Here is a 15,393-nt window from a genome sequence, read left to right on the forward strand (position 1 = left end):
GGACATTCGGCCAGCGGTTTGGAAGGCGGTTCGACGCCCCCGCCTGTCGATCCAAGGAGGCCCGTCCGGGCCCGGCGAGCCACCCTCCCGGACTCCCCGCGCGGGGCCCCGAGGTGCCCCTAAAGTAGGCAGGCATGCAGGTCATCCAGTCCAGCAAGCTCGCCAACGTCTGCTACGACATCCGCGGCCCGGTGCTCGACGAGGCGATGCGGCTGGAGGAACAGGGCCACCGCATCCTCAAGCTCAACACCGGCAACCCGGCCGTCTTCGGCTTCGAGGCGCCCCCGGAGATCCTCCAGGACATCCTCCGCAACCTCTCGAACGCGCACGGGTACGGCGACTCCAAGGGCCTGCTCTCGGCCCGCCGCGCGGTGGTGATGCACTACGAGGACCGCGGGCTGCACGGGCTCTCCGTCGACGACGTCTTCCTCGGCAACGGCGTCTCCGAGCTGATCCAGCTCGCCATGACCGCGCTGCTGGACGACGGCGACGAGGTGCTCGTCCCGGCGCCGGACTACCCGCTGTGGACCGCCTCGGTCTCACTGGCCGGCGGCACCGCGGTGCACTACCGCTGCGACGAGCAGGCCGAGTGGTACCCGGACCTCGCCGACATCGAGTCCAAGGTGACCGACCGGACCAGGGCGATCGTGGTGATCAACCCGAACAACCCGACCGGCGCGGTCTACCCGCGCGAGGTGCTGGAGGGCATCGCAGAGATCGCCCGCCGGCACCAACTCGTGGTCTACGCGGACGAGATCTACGACAAGATCCTCTACGACGACGCCGAGCACGTCCCGCTGGCCACCCTGGCCCCGGACCTCTTCTGCGTCACCTTCAACGGACTGTCCAAGTCCTACCGGGTCGCCGGTTTCCGCTCCGGCTGGATGGTGCTCTCCGGCGACCGCCAGCGCGCCCGCAGCTACGTCGAGGGCCTGACCGTGCTCGCCTCGATGCGACTGTGCGCCAACATGCCCGCCCAGCACGCGGTGGCCGCCGCGCTCGGCGGACGGCAGTCGATCAAGGACCTGGTACTGCCCGGCGGCCGGCTGCTGGCCTCCCGGGACGCGGCGTACGAGCTGCTGAACCAGATCCCCGGGGTGAGCTGCGTCAAGCCGAAGGGCGCGCTGTACGCCTTCCCCCGGCTGGACCCGAAGGTCTACAAGATCAAGGACGACGCCCAGATGGTGCTGGACCTGCTGCGCTCCCAGCGGATCCTGCTGGTCCAGGGCACCGGCTTCAACTGGCCCGAGCCGGACCACTTCCGGCTGGTCACGCTGCCCCGGCCGGAGGAGATCACCGACGCGGTGACCAGGATCGGCGACTTCCTCAGCGGCTACACCCAGCCCTGACCACCTCACCGGAGGGGGAACACCCGGCGAGGGGCCAGGGGAAAGCACTACGGCCGGAGTCCCGGCCCGGGCGGTCTCCTTGGTCGGGGAAAGACCGCCCGGCGGAACTCCGGCCGTCCTGTCACTCGGTCGGCGCGCCGTTCGTGCGGCGCGCCGACCTCTCGCTCGACTGAGGCTCAGGCTCAGCCGAGGCGCGCGACGAGGCTCCGGTACTCGTCCCACAGCTCCTTCGGGGTGTGGTCGCCGAACAGCTCCAGGTGGGCCGGCACCAGCGCGGCCTCCTGGCGCCAGATGTCGGCGTCCACGGTGAAGAGCAGGGCGAGGTCCTCCTCGGACAGCTTCAGGTCACCCAGGTCGAAGCCGTCGACCTTCGGCAGGACGCCGATCGGGGTCTCGACGCCCTCGGCGGTGCCCTCCAGGCGCTCGACGATCCACTTGAGCACGCGGCTGTTCTCGCCGTAGCCGGGCCAGACGAAGCTGCCCTCGGCGTTCTTGCGGAACCAGTTGACGTAGTAGATCTTCGGCAGCTTGGCGGCGTCCGCCTCGGCGCCGACCTTCAGCCAGTGGGCGAAGTAGTCGCCCATGTTGTAGCCGCAGAACGGCAGCATCGCGAACGGGTCGCGGCGCAGCTCGCCCACCGTGCCCTCGGCGGCGGCGGTCTTCTCGGAGGCGATGTTGGCGCCCAGGAAGACGCCGTGCTGCCAGTCGAAGGACTCGGTGACCAGCGGGACGGCGGTGGCCCGGCGGCCGCCGAACAGGATCGCCGAGATCGGCACGCCCGCCTGGTCCTCCCACTCGGGGGCGATGGTCGGGCACTGCGCGGCCGGGACGGCGAAGCGGGCGTTCGGGTGGGCGGCCGGGGTGCCGGACTCGGGGGTCCAGTCGTTGCCGCGCCAGTCGGTCAGGTGCGCCGGGGGCTCCTCGGTGAGGCCCTCCCACCACACGTCGCCGTCGTCGGTGAGGGCGACGTTGGTGAAGACGGTGTTGCCCCAGAGGGTGTCGATGGCGTTGGCGTTGGTGTCCACGCCGGTGCCGGGGGCGACGCCGAAGAAGCCGGCCTCGGGGTTGATCGCGTAGAGGCGGCCGTCCTCCTTGTTGAACCGCATCCAGGCGATGTCGTCGCCGATGGTCTCGACCTTCCAGCCCGGGATCGTCGGCTGGAGCATGGCCAGGTTGGTCTTGCCGCAGGCCGACGGGAAGGCCGCCGCGACGTACTTGACCTCGCCGGACGGCGGGGTGAGCTTCAGGATCAGCATGTGCTCGGCGAGCCAGCCCTCGTCGCGGGCCATGGTCGAGGCGATGCGCAGCGCGTAGCACTTCTTGCCGAGCAGGGCGTTGCCGCCGTAGCCCGAGCCGAAGGACCAGATCTCCTTGGTCTCCGGGAAGTGCGAGATGTACTTGGTGCTGTTGCACGGCCACGGCACGTCCGCCTGGCCGTCGGCCAGCGGGGCACCGACGGTGTGCACGGCCTTGACGAACTCCCCGTCCTCGCCGAGCTGGTCGAGCACGGCCTGGCCCATCCGGGTCATCACGCGCATCGACACCGCGACGTAGGCGGAGTCGGTGATCTCGACGCCGTACGCGGCCAGCGGGGAGCCGACCGGGCCCATCGAGAAGGGCACGACGTACATCGTGCGGCCCTTCATCGAGCCGCGGAACAGGCCCTGCTCGCCACGGAAGATCTCCCGCATCTCGGCGGGGGCCTTCCAGTGGTTGGTCGGGCCGGCGTCCTTCTCCTGCTCGGAGCAGATGAAGGTGCGGTCCTCGACGCGCGCCACGTCCGAGGGGTCCGAGGCGGCGTAGTAGGAGTTGGGGCGCTTCTCCTCGTTCAGCTTCCTGAAGGTGCCCTGAGCCACCAGCAGGTCCGCGAGGCGCTGGTACTCCTCGTCGGAACCGTTGCACCACTCGATGCGGGCCGGCTGGGTGAGCTCGGCGATCTCGCTCACCCAAGCGAGCAGCTGCTTGTGGCGGGTGGGCGCGGATGCGCTGAGAGCAGAGATCTCGTACGACACGATCGCTCCGTTTCACGCCATCCCGGCGGGGAGATGGCGTTGCGGGGGTCTGAGGGTGCTTGCAGCGTAGCTCCGGGTCTGAGCCCCCAACGCGGCACTGCGGCGAAATTGACGCATCTTTTACTACAGTAAGTACGATTACTGATCGGTAACCAGACGCCCGCGCCGGAGCCGGAGTGCGCGGCGCCACACTCCAATTGCTCCAAAACGTCTAAGAGTGATGAGCGCCACTTCATTACGCGCTAGTAACCTACGGTTCCGTAGGTAACGGGTAGCATGCTGCCCATGACTGCTGCTGCGCTCGCGGAGAGCACTGGGGAGGGCCCGGCCGGACACCGGGAGGACAAGCCGAAGTGGCGCGGCTGGCTGCACGCCGGGATGTTCCCCGCCACCGTCGCCGCCGGGATCGTGCTGATCTGCCTGGCCGACTCCACGCCGGCCAAGATCGCCTGCGCGATCTACTCGGTCAGCGCCTGGCTGCTGTTCGGCGTCAGCGCGGTGTACCACCGCTTCACCTGGGGCCCGCGCGGGGACGCCGTGCTGCGCCGGCTGGACCACGCGAACATCTTCCTGATCATCGCCGGCACCTACACGCCGTTCACGATGCTGCTGCTCAAGGGCGCCGACCAGCAGATCCTGCTCTGGGTCGCCTGGGGCGGAGCCCTGGCCGGCATAGCCTTCCGGGTGTTCTGGGTCGGCGCGCCGCGCTGGCTCTACACCCCCGTGTACATCGCGCTGGGCTGGGCCGCCGCGTTCTTCCTGCCGGACTTCCTGCGCACCGGCGGGGTGGCCGTCCTGGTGCTGATGATCGTCGGCGGGGTGCTCTACAGCATCGGCGGCGTGGTGTACGGGCTCAAGCGGCCCAACCCCTCACCGCGCTGGTTCGGCTTCCACGAGGTGTTCCACGCCTTCACCCTCGGCGCCTTCATCGTGCAGTACGTCGGCGTCTCACTGGTGGCGTACAGCGCGGCCGGCTGAACCCGGCGCACCCCGACGGGCGGTCGTCCGGTCCGCGGACCGGGCGGTCGCCCGTTCCGCCGTCCAGGGCCGCTCGTACCCGGCCCGGCCCTGCGGGCGGTGCGGGAGGGACGGGTGCTCGGCACCGTCCGAGGCCGACTGCGCCGACCGTGCCGACGGCCGGGCATCCGGGAAGTGCAGCGCGTCGGCCGACTCCAGCGGCTCCAACGCCTCCGGCAGCTCCGACTCGATCTCCGGACGCACCGCCCGGGCGGCCGACCCGCCCCGCCCGCGCGCCTGCCGGGCGTCCAGCGCCTCGCGGGCCCGGCGGCAGCGCTCGCAGTGGGCGGCGTCCGGGATGCCCCGCCGGGACCGGTGCCCGGCCGGGGAGGCCTGCCGGTGCATCGCCCGCCACCGCCGGCCGACGTACACCATGAGCAGCAGCGTCTCGATCCCGGCGACCGCGAGGACCAGCGGCGCACCCTTGATCAGATAGGCCGCGACCACGGCCAGCGCGGACCCCACCACCACGACCGCGCCCCACATCTGGGCCATCGCCTGCCTGTCGTCACTGTCGGCCACTTCGGCTCCCCTTTCCCGGCGCCGGGCTCGTGGTCGGCTCCTGCCGCCCCACCCCTTCTCCGCTCTCGGCACGCGTCCGGTCAGCACTGACCGATTGCCACATGCTATCTACCGTCAGTCACCCGTCACCGCCCCGGGGCGGCGAACGACAGATCAACGTTGCGTCAATTCCTCGTGCGGAAGCCGCACTTCCAGGACACATCACGGAGCGTGATCGCTCGGTCGGCCCTATCGGGGCGCCCCGGACGCCGAAGGGGCCCGGCTCTGGTGAGCCGGGCCCCTTCGTGGTGCTCCGTCCGTCAGTCGGCGCTCCGCCTGCGCCGCAGCACCGCCCCCGCGCCGACCAGCGCGGTGGCCCCGAGCGCCGCGGCCGCCGTCACGGCCGGCAGCGTCGAGCCTCCGTCCGACCCGGCCGCCGTGGTCACCGTGGTCACCGTGGCGTTCCCGGCGTTCCCGGCTTGCCCGGCTTCCCCGGCTTCCCCGGCGGCGTTCACGTCGTACCCGCCGCCCTTGCCCGCCCGGTCGTACGCCGAGCCGGGCAGCTTGTCCCCGTACCGCTGGTGCACCAGCTTCTGGTACGCGGCCAGCGACACCCCGCCCGCGCCCACCGAGCGCCGGGCCTCGTCGTCCAGCGGCAGCACCCGGCCGTCCCGCAGCACGTACCAGGCGTTGACCTGCGGCTCCCGGAAGGCCGTACCGCCGCCGCCGTCCGCCGCCTTCGCCGCGTAGTCGCTCTCGTCGCCGCCGGAGGCGATGTTCACCACCCGCCAGGCGTCACCCTGGCGGACCGTCCAGACCGAGGCGGTCTGCCCGTCCGCCGCGACCACCTTGCTCGCCGTGAACTCGGCCTTCGCCACCGGTGCACCCGGGGTGCCGGCCACGAAACCGGCGTCCAGGGTGTAGACCGGCACGGTGTCCCCGGCCAGCCGGGGCGCCGCGTCACCGGCCGCCTTCGCCTCCTCGGCGGCGCCGATGGTCAGCTGCTGGGTCGGCGGGACGCCCTTGCGGGCGAAGAAGTGGCCCACCTTGTCGAGCACCGACGGGTCCTGGACCGCGCTGCGGGCCTGGGCCAGTTCACCGGCGGGCACCGGTACCGGGGCACCCGGCGCGGCCTGGGCGTCGGCGCGGGCGTCGGCCTGGGCGACCGGGGCGAGCCCCAGTCCGAGGCCGGCGGCGAGCAGGACGGTGACGGCGGCCCGACGGGCCTTGCTGAGCTCGGTCATGGTCGTCCTCACGCGCCGATCCGGTACAGGGAGTGGGTCCAGGAGAACGTGTCGTTGTTCACGTAGTACCAGTAGTCCGCCCAGTTGTAGCGGTAGTTGGACGGCCACGGGTCGCCCCAGTAGACCCAGTTGTTGCCGGTGTCGTAGCCGTACAGGACGTGCATGTGCCCGCCGCCCGAACTCCACTGGATGCGCGTCTCCACCGGCCGGTTGGCGTCCACCTCGGACTGCACGGTGCTGTAGCGAAGGTAGCCGGTGACGTACGAGCCGGGGGTGATGCCCACCCAGCTCAGCCCGTTCTGCACATCGGCCAGCGAGGCCTGGCTGTTCGGGCAGTTGGAGTCGACCGAGCGGCCGAACGCGGCGTTGCAGAACTGGTTCTGGCTGTAGTTGTAGCCGAACCAGGTGGCGATGGTGTTCCCGCTCGCCGCCCAGCACCAGTTGGTCTGCTGTTGCTGCTGCATGGTGATGTTGAGCTTCTTGAACGTGCCGGCCAGGTCGGCCGTGCTGCCGGGCGCGGCCGCCGGGCGGACCTGGGCGGGTCGCCCCTGGACGCCGGCCGGGTCGGCGAGCGCCGGGGTGGCCGTCGCGGCGGTCAGCGCCGGGCCCAGCACGCCGAGGGCCAGCAGGGAGACCGCGCGGCGCAGCCGGACCCCGGGCGCGGTTCGCGCCCGGGTCCGTATCCGTGGAACTGGCATGGGGGAATGCCTCCTTGCACGAGTGGAGCGAGGTGCCGTGTGGGGGACGCGGTCCGGATCGCGCCCCGAGCATCGCGCCGTTGACGAAGGCTGGTCAACGGCGCCGGAACGGGCCGGAACACGGTGTGAACGCGACGGCGTGAATGTGAACGGCACCCCGGAAACCACCGCGCGAGCTGCCCGGACCGGTGACAAACCGCCGTGCGGATGTGAATATTCACGGTCAAAACCCGGTCCGCGACCGACCGGTACCAGCCAGGAGGCCGCCATCCACCGAAGCGACCCAGCCGACCTCGCCGCCGCCCTGCGCACCGGCCCCTTCCACCTCGCCCTGCGCACCGCCATCACCGCCCGCGGCCTCGCCCTGCACCGCGTCCGCCGCCACCTCGCCCTGCGCGGCGTCAACGTCGGCCTCACCAGCCTCAGTTACTGGCAACAGGGCCGACGCCGCCCCGAACGCCCCGAATCACTGCGCGCCGTCGCCGCCCTCGAAGACGTCCTCGAACTCCCCGAACACTCCCTCACCCGACTGCTCGGCCCCCGGCGCACCGCCACCACCCCCGGGCCACCCGTCCGCCCCTACCGCGACCTGATCTCCCCGCCCACCGCCGTCGACGACCTCCTCGCCACCCTCGCCGGCCCGCGCGACACCGGCCTGCACACCATCACCCACATCGAACGCATCCGGATCGGCCCCGACCGCCAACTCACCCGCCGCGACTCCCAACACGCACTCCGCGCCCACCGCGACGGCATCGACCGCTACCTCGCCCTCTACCAGGGCGACCCCGGCAGCGACATCACCCGCGTCGGCGTCCGCGCCGAGGAGAACTGCCGCCCCGGCCGCATCCGCCGCGACCACACCCACCACCTGCTCGCCGCCGAACTCCTCCTCGACCGCCGCCTCCGCGCGGGCGACACCCACCTCCTCGGCTACGGCTTCGACGACGCCCCCTCGCCCGAACCCAGCTGCGAATACGTCCGCGGCTTCAACTCCGGCGCCGGCCAGTACGTCCTCCAGATCACCTTCCACCCCACCGCCCTCCCGGTCCGCTGCCACCGCTTCGCCCTCCACTCCCCGGGCGAAGCCCCCTACGAGACCGAGGAGTTGACCCTCGACGGCCACCACTGCGTACACCTGGTGGCGACGGCCCTACGACCGTGCATCCTGGGGATCCGGTGGGACTGGGAGTGAGGCGTGGGGCGGTCAGTGCGACCAGTACGGATCGTCGACATCGGGGGCGGGCTCGTGGCCGGTCAGCCGCGGGCCGACCGGGGAGACGCCGTAGTGCCCTGCGGGCTGGTAGCGCACCTCGAACGCCTCCGCGCTCATGAGCACCCGCACGGTCGAGTCGTCCGTGGAACTGACGACCGACAGCGTGAACAGGGCGTCCCCGCGTCCGGAGCAGTTCAGGTCCGTGTAGCGTTTCGCGCCGTCTTCCGTGGTTCCCTCCGGTCGGCACCCCCCACCCCAGAGCTGCTTCACCCGGTCCAGCAGCACCGGCACCTTCGCGGGGGTCACCTTCGTCCGGACGGAGACCGAAGCCGTGACGCTGGAGCGCAGGCTCGGCTCGCCATCGGCGTGCTCCGGAGCGCGTTCGACCACGTAGACCCCGCCGAAGTAGCTCAGCGACGGGCTGATCGCGCCCATCGCCGCCTGCAGGGTGTCGTCGAGCTGCCCCTTCGCCTCACGCGCGCTCCGCGTGGAGTTCCGGTCCATCAGGGCCATCGGACCGTACCCCTGGTGGAACAGACCCGCCGCCGTGGCCAGCACGACCACCGCTGCCACGGAACAGCCCAGCGCACGTCGCGGCCGCTTCACCCGCGTTGGCCCTGCAGTCTGACGCCCCCGCTGCCGCTGACGACGGCCGCGATGTTGTCCAGCGAGGGCCCGCCCCGCCCGTTCAGATACTTGGTGTGCGCGTCGATGGGGTTGCCACGGCTCCAGTCGTCGACGGTGAAGCGGTTCGCGCCGAAGTGCTTGCTCGACGGGTCCCGCCCGTACCAGCGCTCGTCCGGGTCGAGGCTGAGCTTCGACGGGGCGTGCGTCACGATGTCGTTGTCGGCGGCGCCGACCCAGACGTGGCCGGAGGGCATCTTGAGGTCGGCGGCCTTGTCCACTCCGACGCCCGGGCTGCCGATGAAGACCACGTCGTCCGGGGGCACGTAGTGCGACCCCGGCTGGGTGGCGAGCTTGGTGGCCTGGCCGACCAGGTACGAACCGTAGCTGTGCCCGACCGAGGTGAGGTGTGGCGGCTGAGTGCCCTCATGGCTCGCCCGCACGCCGCTCAGGAACCTGGCGTACTCCGGAGCGCCATCCTTGCCCGCCTTCGTCGACGCTGCCCCGAGGTCCATCCCCGGCGAGTCGTACCCGAGCCAGACGACCGAGGCGACGGAGTGGCCGGCCGGAGCCTTGCCGCTCGCGGCGCGGTAGAGGTTCAGCGCGTTCTCCGCCTCGTTGGTCCCGTCGTTCGCCCCCGGCCCGAGGCTGGCCATGGTGGTGGTGATTCCCGGCACGTAGGAGGAGATGTCGGTGGCGGTGTCCGGGTTCCCGAACGAGAGGACCGCCCGGCCCTGGCCTTCGCTGCCGAGGCGCAGGAGGTAGATCGGCGGGTCGCCCTTGCTGTCGCCGAGGCGGGCGCCGATCGGCCCGTAGAGGGCGAGGTTCGCCTTGTCACTGGAGTCCAGCGGCTGGCCCAGCCTCTGCTTGGTCCTGATGGGCTCCATCAGGTCGTTCAGGTGCTTGCGGTTCACCTGGTCCCGGACCTCCGCCGGGATCCCGTCGAGGTTGCCGAGCACCTCCGGGTGGTGGCTGAGGAACCACTGCCGGCCCTGCGGTCCGAGCCCCTTCCACCACGAGTTGACCTCCGTCGGGGCGGCGTCCTTGAGCGGCATGCTCCGCTGCCACATCGGATTCGACGCATCGCCGAACTGGGCCAGGTACGCATCGGCGGCGGCCGTCTTCTCGTCCAGGCCCGACTTGTCCTTGGCATGCCGCGCGAACAGGTTGAGCATGCCGGCCAGGCTGGTGTCGGCCTCGACCGCGTCGGACAGGGCCTTGGCGATCTGCTTGCTGATCCCGTCGGCAGCCGCCTTCTGCTTGGTCTCCCAGTCCGTGGCCTGGTACGGGTTGGTCGACGCCGGCCAGCTCACGGAGCCGGTGTCGCTGACCGAGAAGCCCTTGGACTGCGCCTCGAACAGCGCCTGGGTGAGCTCGCCCTGGGCGAGCGTCATGGCGTCGGCACAGTCCCGGATCCCCTTGCCGATGAGGCTGACCTCGGTCAGCGCCGCGCGCATCTTGTCGGTGAGGCCGTCGAGTACCGGGATCGCGGCGTCGGCCGAGGGCCCGGTCCACTGGGAACCGTGGACCCGGTCGGCGGTCCCGCTCTGCCAGTCCGTGACGTGCTGCGACATCGCCTTGGACAGCGTGTCGTACGCCCCCGCCGCCGTGTAGAGGTCCGCCAGTCTGGCGTTCCGCAGGCTTGCGACGTCCATCCCCAGCCCCCCGCGCTCCTTGTGTCCCCCGCGACACTCACAGCTACCATAATGTCCGCAGCCGACACGGATGTCAGGGGAACCAGTGGGTCAGGATCCGGGATTCACGGTCAGGCCGGGCGAGTTGACCGCCGCCGGGAACAACGCGCTGACGGTCGCCGGGAAGATCCCCGACGAGACCGCGAAGCTGGCGGAGCCCAGCAGTGCGGCCGCCGGGAGCCTGGCCGGCTGGCAGAGCGGGGCGGCGCTGACGGGGTGCAGCAGTGCGTGGAAGACGCTGCTCGACGGGCTCGCCGCGGACCTGAAGACGGCCGGGGGCAATCTGATCACCTGCGCGCAGGGCTACCAGAACGCCGACCACCTGCCGGCGCCGACCGCCGCGAGGACGGTCTCCGACCCCTTCGGGACGAAGGTGGTCGGTGTGACCGGCGGCCACCTGACCAAGGACGCCTGACCGCCCCACCCCTACCCCTCCCGGAAGTCCAGCACCAGGCAGTCCTCCACCGGCCGGTAGCCGATCTGCTGGTAGATGGAGTTGCTGGTCGGGTTGGCGAGGTCGGTGTAGAGCAGTGCCTCCGCCGCCCCGAGTCCGAGGGCGTGGGCGGACGCCGCCGCCGTGACGCCGCTCGCGTAGCCCCGGCCGCGGTTCTCGCGCGGGGTGTAGACCGGGCCGATGCGGGACATCCCGGCGAGGACGGGACTGGCGCCGGCCATCGCGACCGGGCGGCCGTCGTCCTCCCAGAGGTGGAGGCCGCGGGCCGCGATCCGGTCGTCCACCACCCGTGCCACGTCGGCGAGTTCGGGGACCCTCGCCTCGGCCGTGAACTCCTGGTACCAGCGGATCAGCAGCTCCCGGTCGGCCGCTTCGGCGAGCCGGTGGCGGCCGGCCGGGGGGCGCGGCGGGTCGGTCAACTCGCCCAGCCGGTAGAGCCGTTCCTCGACGCTGTCGCCCCGGACCGCGCCGGTGGCGGCCGTCCAGGCGGCGGCGAAGGCCCGGACCGCCCCGGCTTCGCCGCCGACGCCCGTCACCTCGGCGAACTCCCCCTCGGCGGTGGCCAGTCGGGCCGCCAGTTCGGCGGCGGCGGCTTCCGGCATGCAGGAGAGCCGGTGGGCGTACGGCGGGGTCCGCAGGAAGGCGCCGCCGATCGGGCCGCCCGGCTCGGCCCGCCACCAGCCGAAGACCGGCGGCCGCTGCCCGAACACGTCCAGCCCGGCCTCGGCGAGCCGGTGGGCGATGGTGAGCAGCACGGTGTTCTCGGCCGGGCGGGCGGCCAGAAAGCGACCCGCCCGGGCCCGGAACTCGTCGAGCGAGGTGCTGAAGGTCCAGGTCATGGCCCATCGTCGCCCCACCCGCCGCCCGCCCGCCAGCGATTATCCGAGCGCGGCGACCACTCCGACCGCGCAGGCCGCCCCGACCACGCAGGCCACCCCGACCGCGTGCCCGCACCGGGTCACTCGACCACGACCCCCAGCCGCTCGCCGAGCACCCCCGGATCGGTGGTCGGCGCCTCGCAGGCGAAGTGCCGGCACACGTACGCCGTCGCCGCACCGCCGACCAACGGCCGGTCCGCCAGCAGCGGCACCTCGGCTCCGTCCCCGTCAGGCAGCTCCCCACCCGGCTCGCGCCCCGGCTCGCCGACCGCGACCACCGCCCCCGGCGCCGTCCCCAGCAGTGCCGCCCGCCGCAGCGCCGCCGTGGCCGGGTCCCCGGCCGGGCCGACGACGGCGACCTCGCGCGGCCCGTCCAGCAGCGCCTCGGCGACGGCGAGGCCCCAGCCGATGAACCGCGGGGCCCGCCCGGCGAGCGCGCCGACGACGCCGAGGGCGCGTTCGGCGGCGGTGCGGTGCCGCTCGGAGCCGGTGTACGCGGCGTAGCCGAGCAGGGCGCCGGCGGCGGCGGTCCAGCCGGACGGGGTGGCGTTGTCGGTCGGGTCCTGGGGGCGGCGGATGAGCTCCTCGGCGTCGTCGGCGGTGTCGTACAGGGCGCCGGAGGCCTCGTCGGTGAAGTGCTTGAGGACGGTGTCGAGCAGGCCGCCGGCCAGCTGGAGCCATTCCGGCGCACCGGTGACGGCGTACAGCGCGAGAAAGCCCTCGGCGGTGTCGGCGTAGTCCTCCAGCACGCCCGCGTTGGTGCCGGCCCGGCCGTCCCGGGAGGTGCGCAGCAGCCGGCCGTCGGGGGTGAGGTGGACGGCGAGCAGCAGGTCGGCGGCGCGTTCGGCGGCCTCGACGAGGTCGGGGCGCTCCAGCAGGGCGCCGGTCTCGGCGAGGGCGGCGATGGCCAGGCCGTTCCAGGCGGCGACCACCTTGTCGTCCCGGGCCGGTGCGGGCCGGGCGGCCCGAGCCTCGGACATCCGCCGCCGGATCTCCTCGAACTCGGCGAAGTCCTCGGGCTCGGCGAGGAGTTGGAGCACCGACTTACCGTCCTCGAAGGTCCCGGTGGCGGTCACCGTGAACAGCCGGGCGGCGGTGGCCGCGTCGGCCGGGCCGAGCAGGTCGACCAACTGGCCGGGCTCCCAGGCGTAGTAGGCACCCTCGGCCATCGCCCCGGTCTCCTCGTCCAGGCTGTCGGCGTCCAGCGCGGAGGCGAACGCACCCTCGGGCGTGCGGAGTTCGCGCAGCAGGAAGTCGGCCGTGGACAGTGCGACCCGCCGCCACAGGCCGGTCCCGGTGGCCCGCCACAGGTGCAGGTAGGCGCGCAGCAGCAGGGCGTTGTCGTACAGCATCTTCTCGAAGTGCGGCACCACCCAGCCGGCGTCCACCGCGTACCGGGCGAAGCCGCCGCCGAGCTGGTCGTGGATGCCGCCGCGGGCCATCGCCTCGCCGGTGCGGACGGCCATCTCCAACGCCGCCTCGGAGCCGGTCCGGGCGTGGTGGCGCAGCAGGAACTCGATCACCATGGCCGGCGGGAACTTGGGCGCCCCGCCGAAGCCGCCGCGGGTCTGGTCGAAGTCCCGGCTGAGCGTGACCAGTGCCTGGTGCAGGTCCCCGTCGGCGGGCGGGTGGTGGGCGCCGGCCGAGTAGACGGCGGCCCGCTCGGCCAGGTCCGCCCTGATCCGCGCGGCGACCTCCCCGACCTCCTGCCGCCGGTCCCGCCAGGCCGCGTCCACCCCTTCCAGCACCTGCCGGAACGAGGGCATCCCGTGCCGGGGCTCCGGCGGGAAGTACGTCCCGAAGTAGAACGGCTCCTTCTCGGGCGTCAGGAACACCGTCATCGGCCACCCGCCCTGCCCGGTCGCCGCCTGCACGGCCTCCATGTACACCGCGTCGACGTCCGGCCGCTCCTCCCGGTCCACCTTGACCGCGACGAACCGCTCGTTCAGGTACCCGGCGAGCCCGGCGTCCTCGAAGCTCTCGTGCGCCATCACATGGCACCAGTGGCACGCCGCGTACCCCACGCTCAGCAGCACCGGCACCCCCCGCCGCCGCGCCTCCTCGAAGGCCTCCGGCCCCCAGGGCCACCAGTCGACCGGGTTCTCGGCATGCTGCTGCAGGTACGGCGAGGTCGCGTCCGCGAGACGGTTCGGCATGCGCCCATCCTCCCGCATCGGACGGTCCGTCGGGCGCCCGCACGCGCCGGGCCGGGCCCACGCGCCGAGCCGGGCCCGGCGGCCGAGTCGGGGCCCGGGAGGGCGCGCGGACCGCCGGACCGGCTCACGGGAAGCCGGTCCGGCGGTCGTCGGGCCCTCGTGTCCTCACCCGTGGGCGGGTGGGGTCACTCCTTGGGTGCCTCCGGCTCCTCGGCGAAGTCGACCTTCTTGAACTGCCGGTTCATCGACTTGGCCAGGAACCACGTCGCCACGCCGAGGGCGGCGAAGACGACGAAGCCGAGGAGACCGGGGGTGACCTTGGCGTCGTCGACGGCGAGGTCAGCGGCGAGGTGGATGAGGTTCACGGGGGCGCTCATATCTCTATGGTGGCCCGGCTCACGCCGAGCCGGACCGTCGGGGGTGGGTCAGTCGCGCGTGTCGGCGGCCTCGGCCGCCAGGGTGGGGGTGCGCAGTCCGGCGAACAGGTCGTCCTCCGGGAGGTCCACATCGATCAGGGTACGGGCGAGCTCGTAGTCCTCGGTGGGCCAGACCTCGCGCTGGACGTCCAGCGGGACGCGGAACCAGGGGCCGTCCGGGTCGATCTGGGTGGCGTGGGCGATCAGCGCGCGGTCGCGGGTCTCGAACCAGTCGTCGCAGCGCACCCGGGTGGTGATCTCGCGCTCGGTGCGGCCGCTCTTCTCCCAGCCGGCGATCCACTCGCCGTACGGGGAGTCGTGGCCGTGCTCGGTGAGGTACTGGTGCAGGGCGCGGATCCGGCCCATCGGGAAGCCGTGGTTGTAGTAGACCTTGAGCGGCTGCCAGGGCTCGCCGGCCTCCGGGTAGGCGTCCGGGTCACCGGCGGCGTCGAAGGCCAGCATGGTGATCTTGTGGGTCATGATGTGGTCCGGGTGCGGGTAGCCGCCGTTCTCGTCGTAGGTCGTGATGACCTGCGGCTTGAACTCGCGGATCAGCCGGACCAGCGGCTCGGCCGCCTCCTTGACGTCCTCCAGGGCGAAGCAGCCCTCGGGCAGCGGGGGCAGCGGGTCGCCCTCCGGCAGGCCGGAGTCGACGAAGCCCAGCCAGGCCTGCTTGACGCCGAGGATCGCCCGCGCCTCGTCCATCTCCTTGCGGCGCACCTCGTGGATGTTCTCCTCGACGTACGGGTCCCCCTGCAGCTTGGGGTTGAGAACCGACCCGCGCTCGCCCCCCGTGCAGGTGGCCACGAGCACGTCCACACCCTGCTCGACGTACATGGCCATGGTGGCCGCGCCCTTGCTGGACTCGTCGTCCGGGTGGGCGTGCACCGCCATCAGTCGCAACTGCTCAGTCAACGCCTTGCGTTCCTTCCACATTGTCGGGCGTTCCGCGAAGTCCGGTCTGCCCACCGTACGAACCGCTCACTTCGGGACCACGTCGCCGCGAGGCCGGCTCGCGCCGGTCTCCGGCGCGGCCGGGCCCCGCCCCCGCCGGACCGGCCGCGGGCGTGCCCCTCCTATAGTGACGGACTGGAGGACCGTCGCATTCCCCGCACCGCCCGCACGGCCCCTCCC

General features: G+C 72.3%; 14 protein-coding genes. 4 read left to right on the forward strand and 10 right to left on the reverse strand.

The window, feature by feature from the left end; all coding sequences use genetic code 11:
- The first annotated feature begins 134 nt into the window (after positions 1–134).
- Positions 135–1,349, forward strand: a complete 1,215-nt coding sequence (locus ACIP4P_RS33365; protein WP_350515063.1) for a pyridoxal phosphate-dependent aminotransferase — start codon at positions 135–137, stop codon at positions 1,347–1,349.
- Positions 1,350–1,531: 182 nt separating this feature from the next.
- Here the strand turns inward: ACIP4P_RS33365 and ACIP4P_RS33370 are convergent, their stop codons facing one another.
- Positions 1,532–3,361 carry a phosphoenolpyruvate carboxykinase (GTP) gene (locus ACIP4P_RS33370; protein WP_400924884.1) on the reverse strand — a complete coding sequence of 610 codons (1,830 nt, stop codon included), beginning with the start codon at positions 3,359–3,361 and terminating at the stop codon, positions 1,532–1,534.
- Positions 3,362–3,646: 285 nt separating this feature from the next.
- On the opposite strand from ACIP4P_RS33370, the gene ACIP4P_RS33375 reads away from it, so the two are divergent.
- Positions 3,647–4,339, forward strand: coding sequence for a hemolysin III family protein (locus ACIP4P_RS33375; RefSeq protein WP_400924886.1), 693 nt, complete (start codon positions 3,647–3,649; stop codon positions 4,337–4,339).
- On the opposite strand, the gene ACIP4P_RS33380 is transcribed toward ACIP4P_RS33375, so the two are convergent.
- From ACIP4P_RS33380 to ACIP4P_RS33390, 3 genes are all read right to left on the reverse strand, one after another.
- Positions 4,310–4,900, reverse strand: a complete 591-nt coding sequence (locus tag ACIP4P_RS33380) for a hypothetical protein (protein ID WP_400924888.1) — start codon at positions 4,898–4,900, stop codon at positions 4,310–4,312. The two genes, ACIP4P_RS33375 and ACIP4P_RS33380, sit on opposite strands and share 30 nt — an antisense overlap.
- A 299-nt stretch (positions 4,901–5,199) precedes the next feature.
- On the reverse strand, positions 5,200–6,123 hold the full coding sequence (locus ACIP4P_RS33385; RefSeq protein WP_400924890.1) for a hypothetical protein: 924 nt from the start codon (positions 6,121–6,123) through the stop codon (positions 5,200–5,202).
- An 8-nt stretch (positions 6,124–6,131) separates the two neighbouring features.
- Positions 6,132–6,821, reverse strand: coding sequence for a papain-like cysteine protease family protein (locus ACIP4P_RS33390; protein WP_400924892.1), 690 nt, complete (start codon positions 6,819–6,821; stop codon positions 6,132–6,134).
- Between the two features lie 268 nt (positions 6,822–7,089).
- On the opposite strand from ACIP4P_RS33390, the gene ACIP4P_RS33395 reads away from it, so the two are divergent.
- Entirely contained in the window at positions 7,090–8,016 is a 927-nt protein-coding gene (locus tag ACIP4P_RS33395) for a hypothetical protein (protein WP_400924944.1), read from the forward strand.
- Between the two features lie 12 nt (positions 8,017–8,028).
- Here the strand turns inward: ACIP4P_RS33395 and ACIP4P_RS33400 are convergent, their stop codons facing one another.
- Positions 8,029–8,601: a hypothetical protein gene (locus ACIP4P_RS33400; protein WP_400924894.1), complete on the reverse strand. Its 573-nt coding sequence runs from the start codon at positions 8,599–8,601 to the stop codon at positions 8,029–8,031.
- 38 nt (positions 8,602–8,639) lie between these two features.
- A complete protein-coding gene (locus ACIP4P_RS33405) occupies positions 8,640–10,316 on the reverse strand; it encodes an alpha/beta hydrolase (RefSeq protein ID WP_400924896.1) in 1,677 nt (558 codons plus the stop codon).
- A 124-nt stretch (positions 10,317–10,440) separates the two neighbouring features.
- Here ACIP4P_RS33405 and ACIP4P_RS33410 point away from each other — a divergent pair, with 124 nt between their 5' ends.
- Positions 10,441–10,770, forward strand: coding sequence for a hypothetical protein (locus ACIP4P_RS33410; protein WP_400924898.1), 330 nt, complete (start codon positions 10,441–10,443; stop codon positions 10,768–10,770).
- Positions 10,771–10,781: 11 nt separating this feature from the next.
- Here ACIP4P_RS33410 and ACIP4P_RS33415 read toward each other — a convergent pair whose 3' ends face one another.
- The 4 genes from ACIP4P_RS33415 to mca form a co-directional block, all read right to left on the reverse strand.
- On the reverse strand, positions 10,782–11,648 hold the full coding sequence (locus ACIP4P_RS33415) for a GNAT family N-acetyltransferase (protein WP_400924900.1): 867 nt from the start codon (positions 11,646–11,648) through the stop codon (positions 10,782–10,784).
- A gap of 119 nt (positions 11,649–11,767) precedes the next feature.
- The gene (locus tag ACIP4P_RS33420; protein ID WP_400924902.1) at positions 11,768–13,843 is read right to left on the reverse strand and encodes a thioredoxin domain-containing protein; all 2,076 of its coding nucleotides are present in this window, start codon (positions 13,841–13,843) and stop codon (positions 11,768–11,770) included.
- 185 nt (positions 13,844–14,028) lie between these two features.
- On the reverse strand, positions 14,029–14,220 hold the full coding sequence (locus ACIP4P_RS33425) for a hypothetical protein (RefSeq protein ID WP_350515052.1): 192 nt from the start codon (positions 14,218–14,220) through the stop codon (positions 14,029–14,031).
- 48 nt (positions 14,221–14,268) lie between these two features.
- Entirely contained in the window at positions 14,269–15,174 is a 906-nt protein-coding gene (mca, locus tag ACIP4P_RS33430; RefSeq protein WP_400924905.1) for a mycothiol conjugate amidase Mca, read from the reverse strand.
- Positions 15,175–15,393: the final 219 nt, after the last annotated feature.

The sequence above is a fragment of the Kitasatospora sp. NPDC089509 genome (genome assembly GCF_044749365.1).
Classification (GTDB): Bacteria; Actinomycetota; Actinomycetes; order Streptomycetales; family Streptomycetaceae; genus Kitasatospora.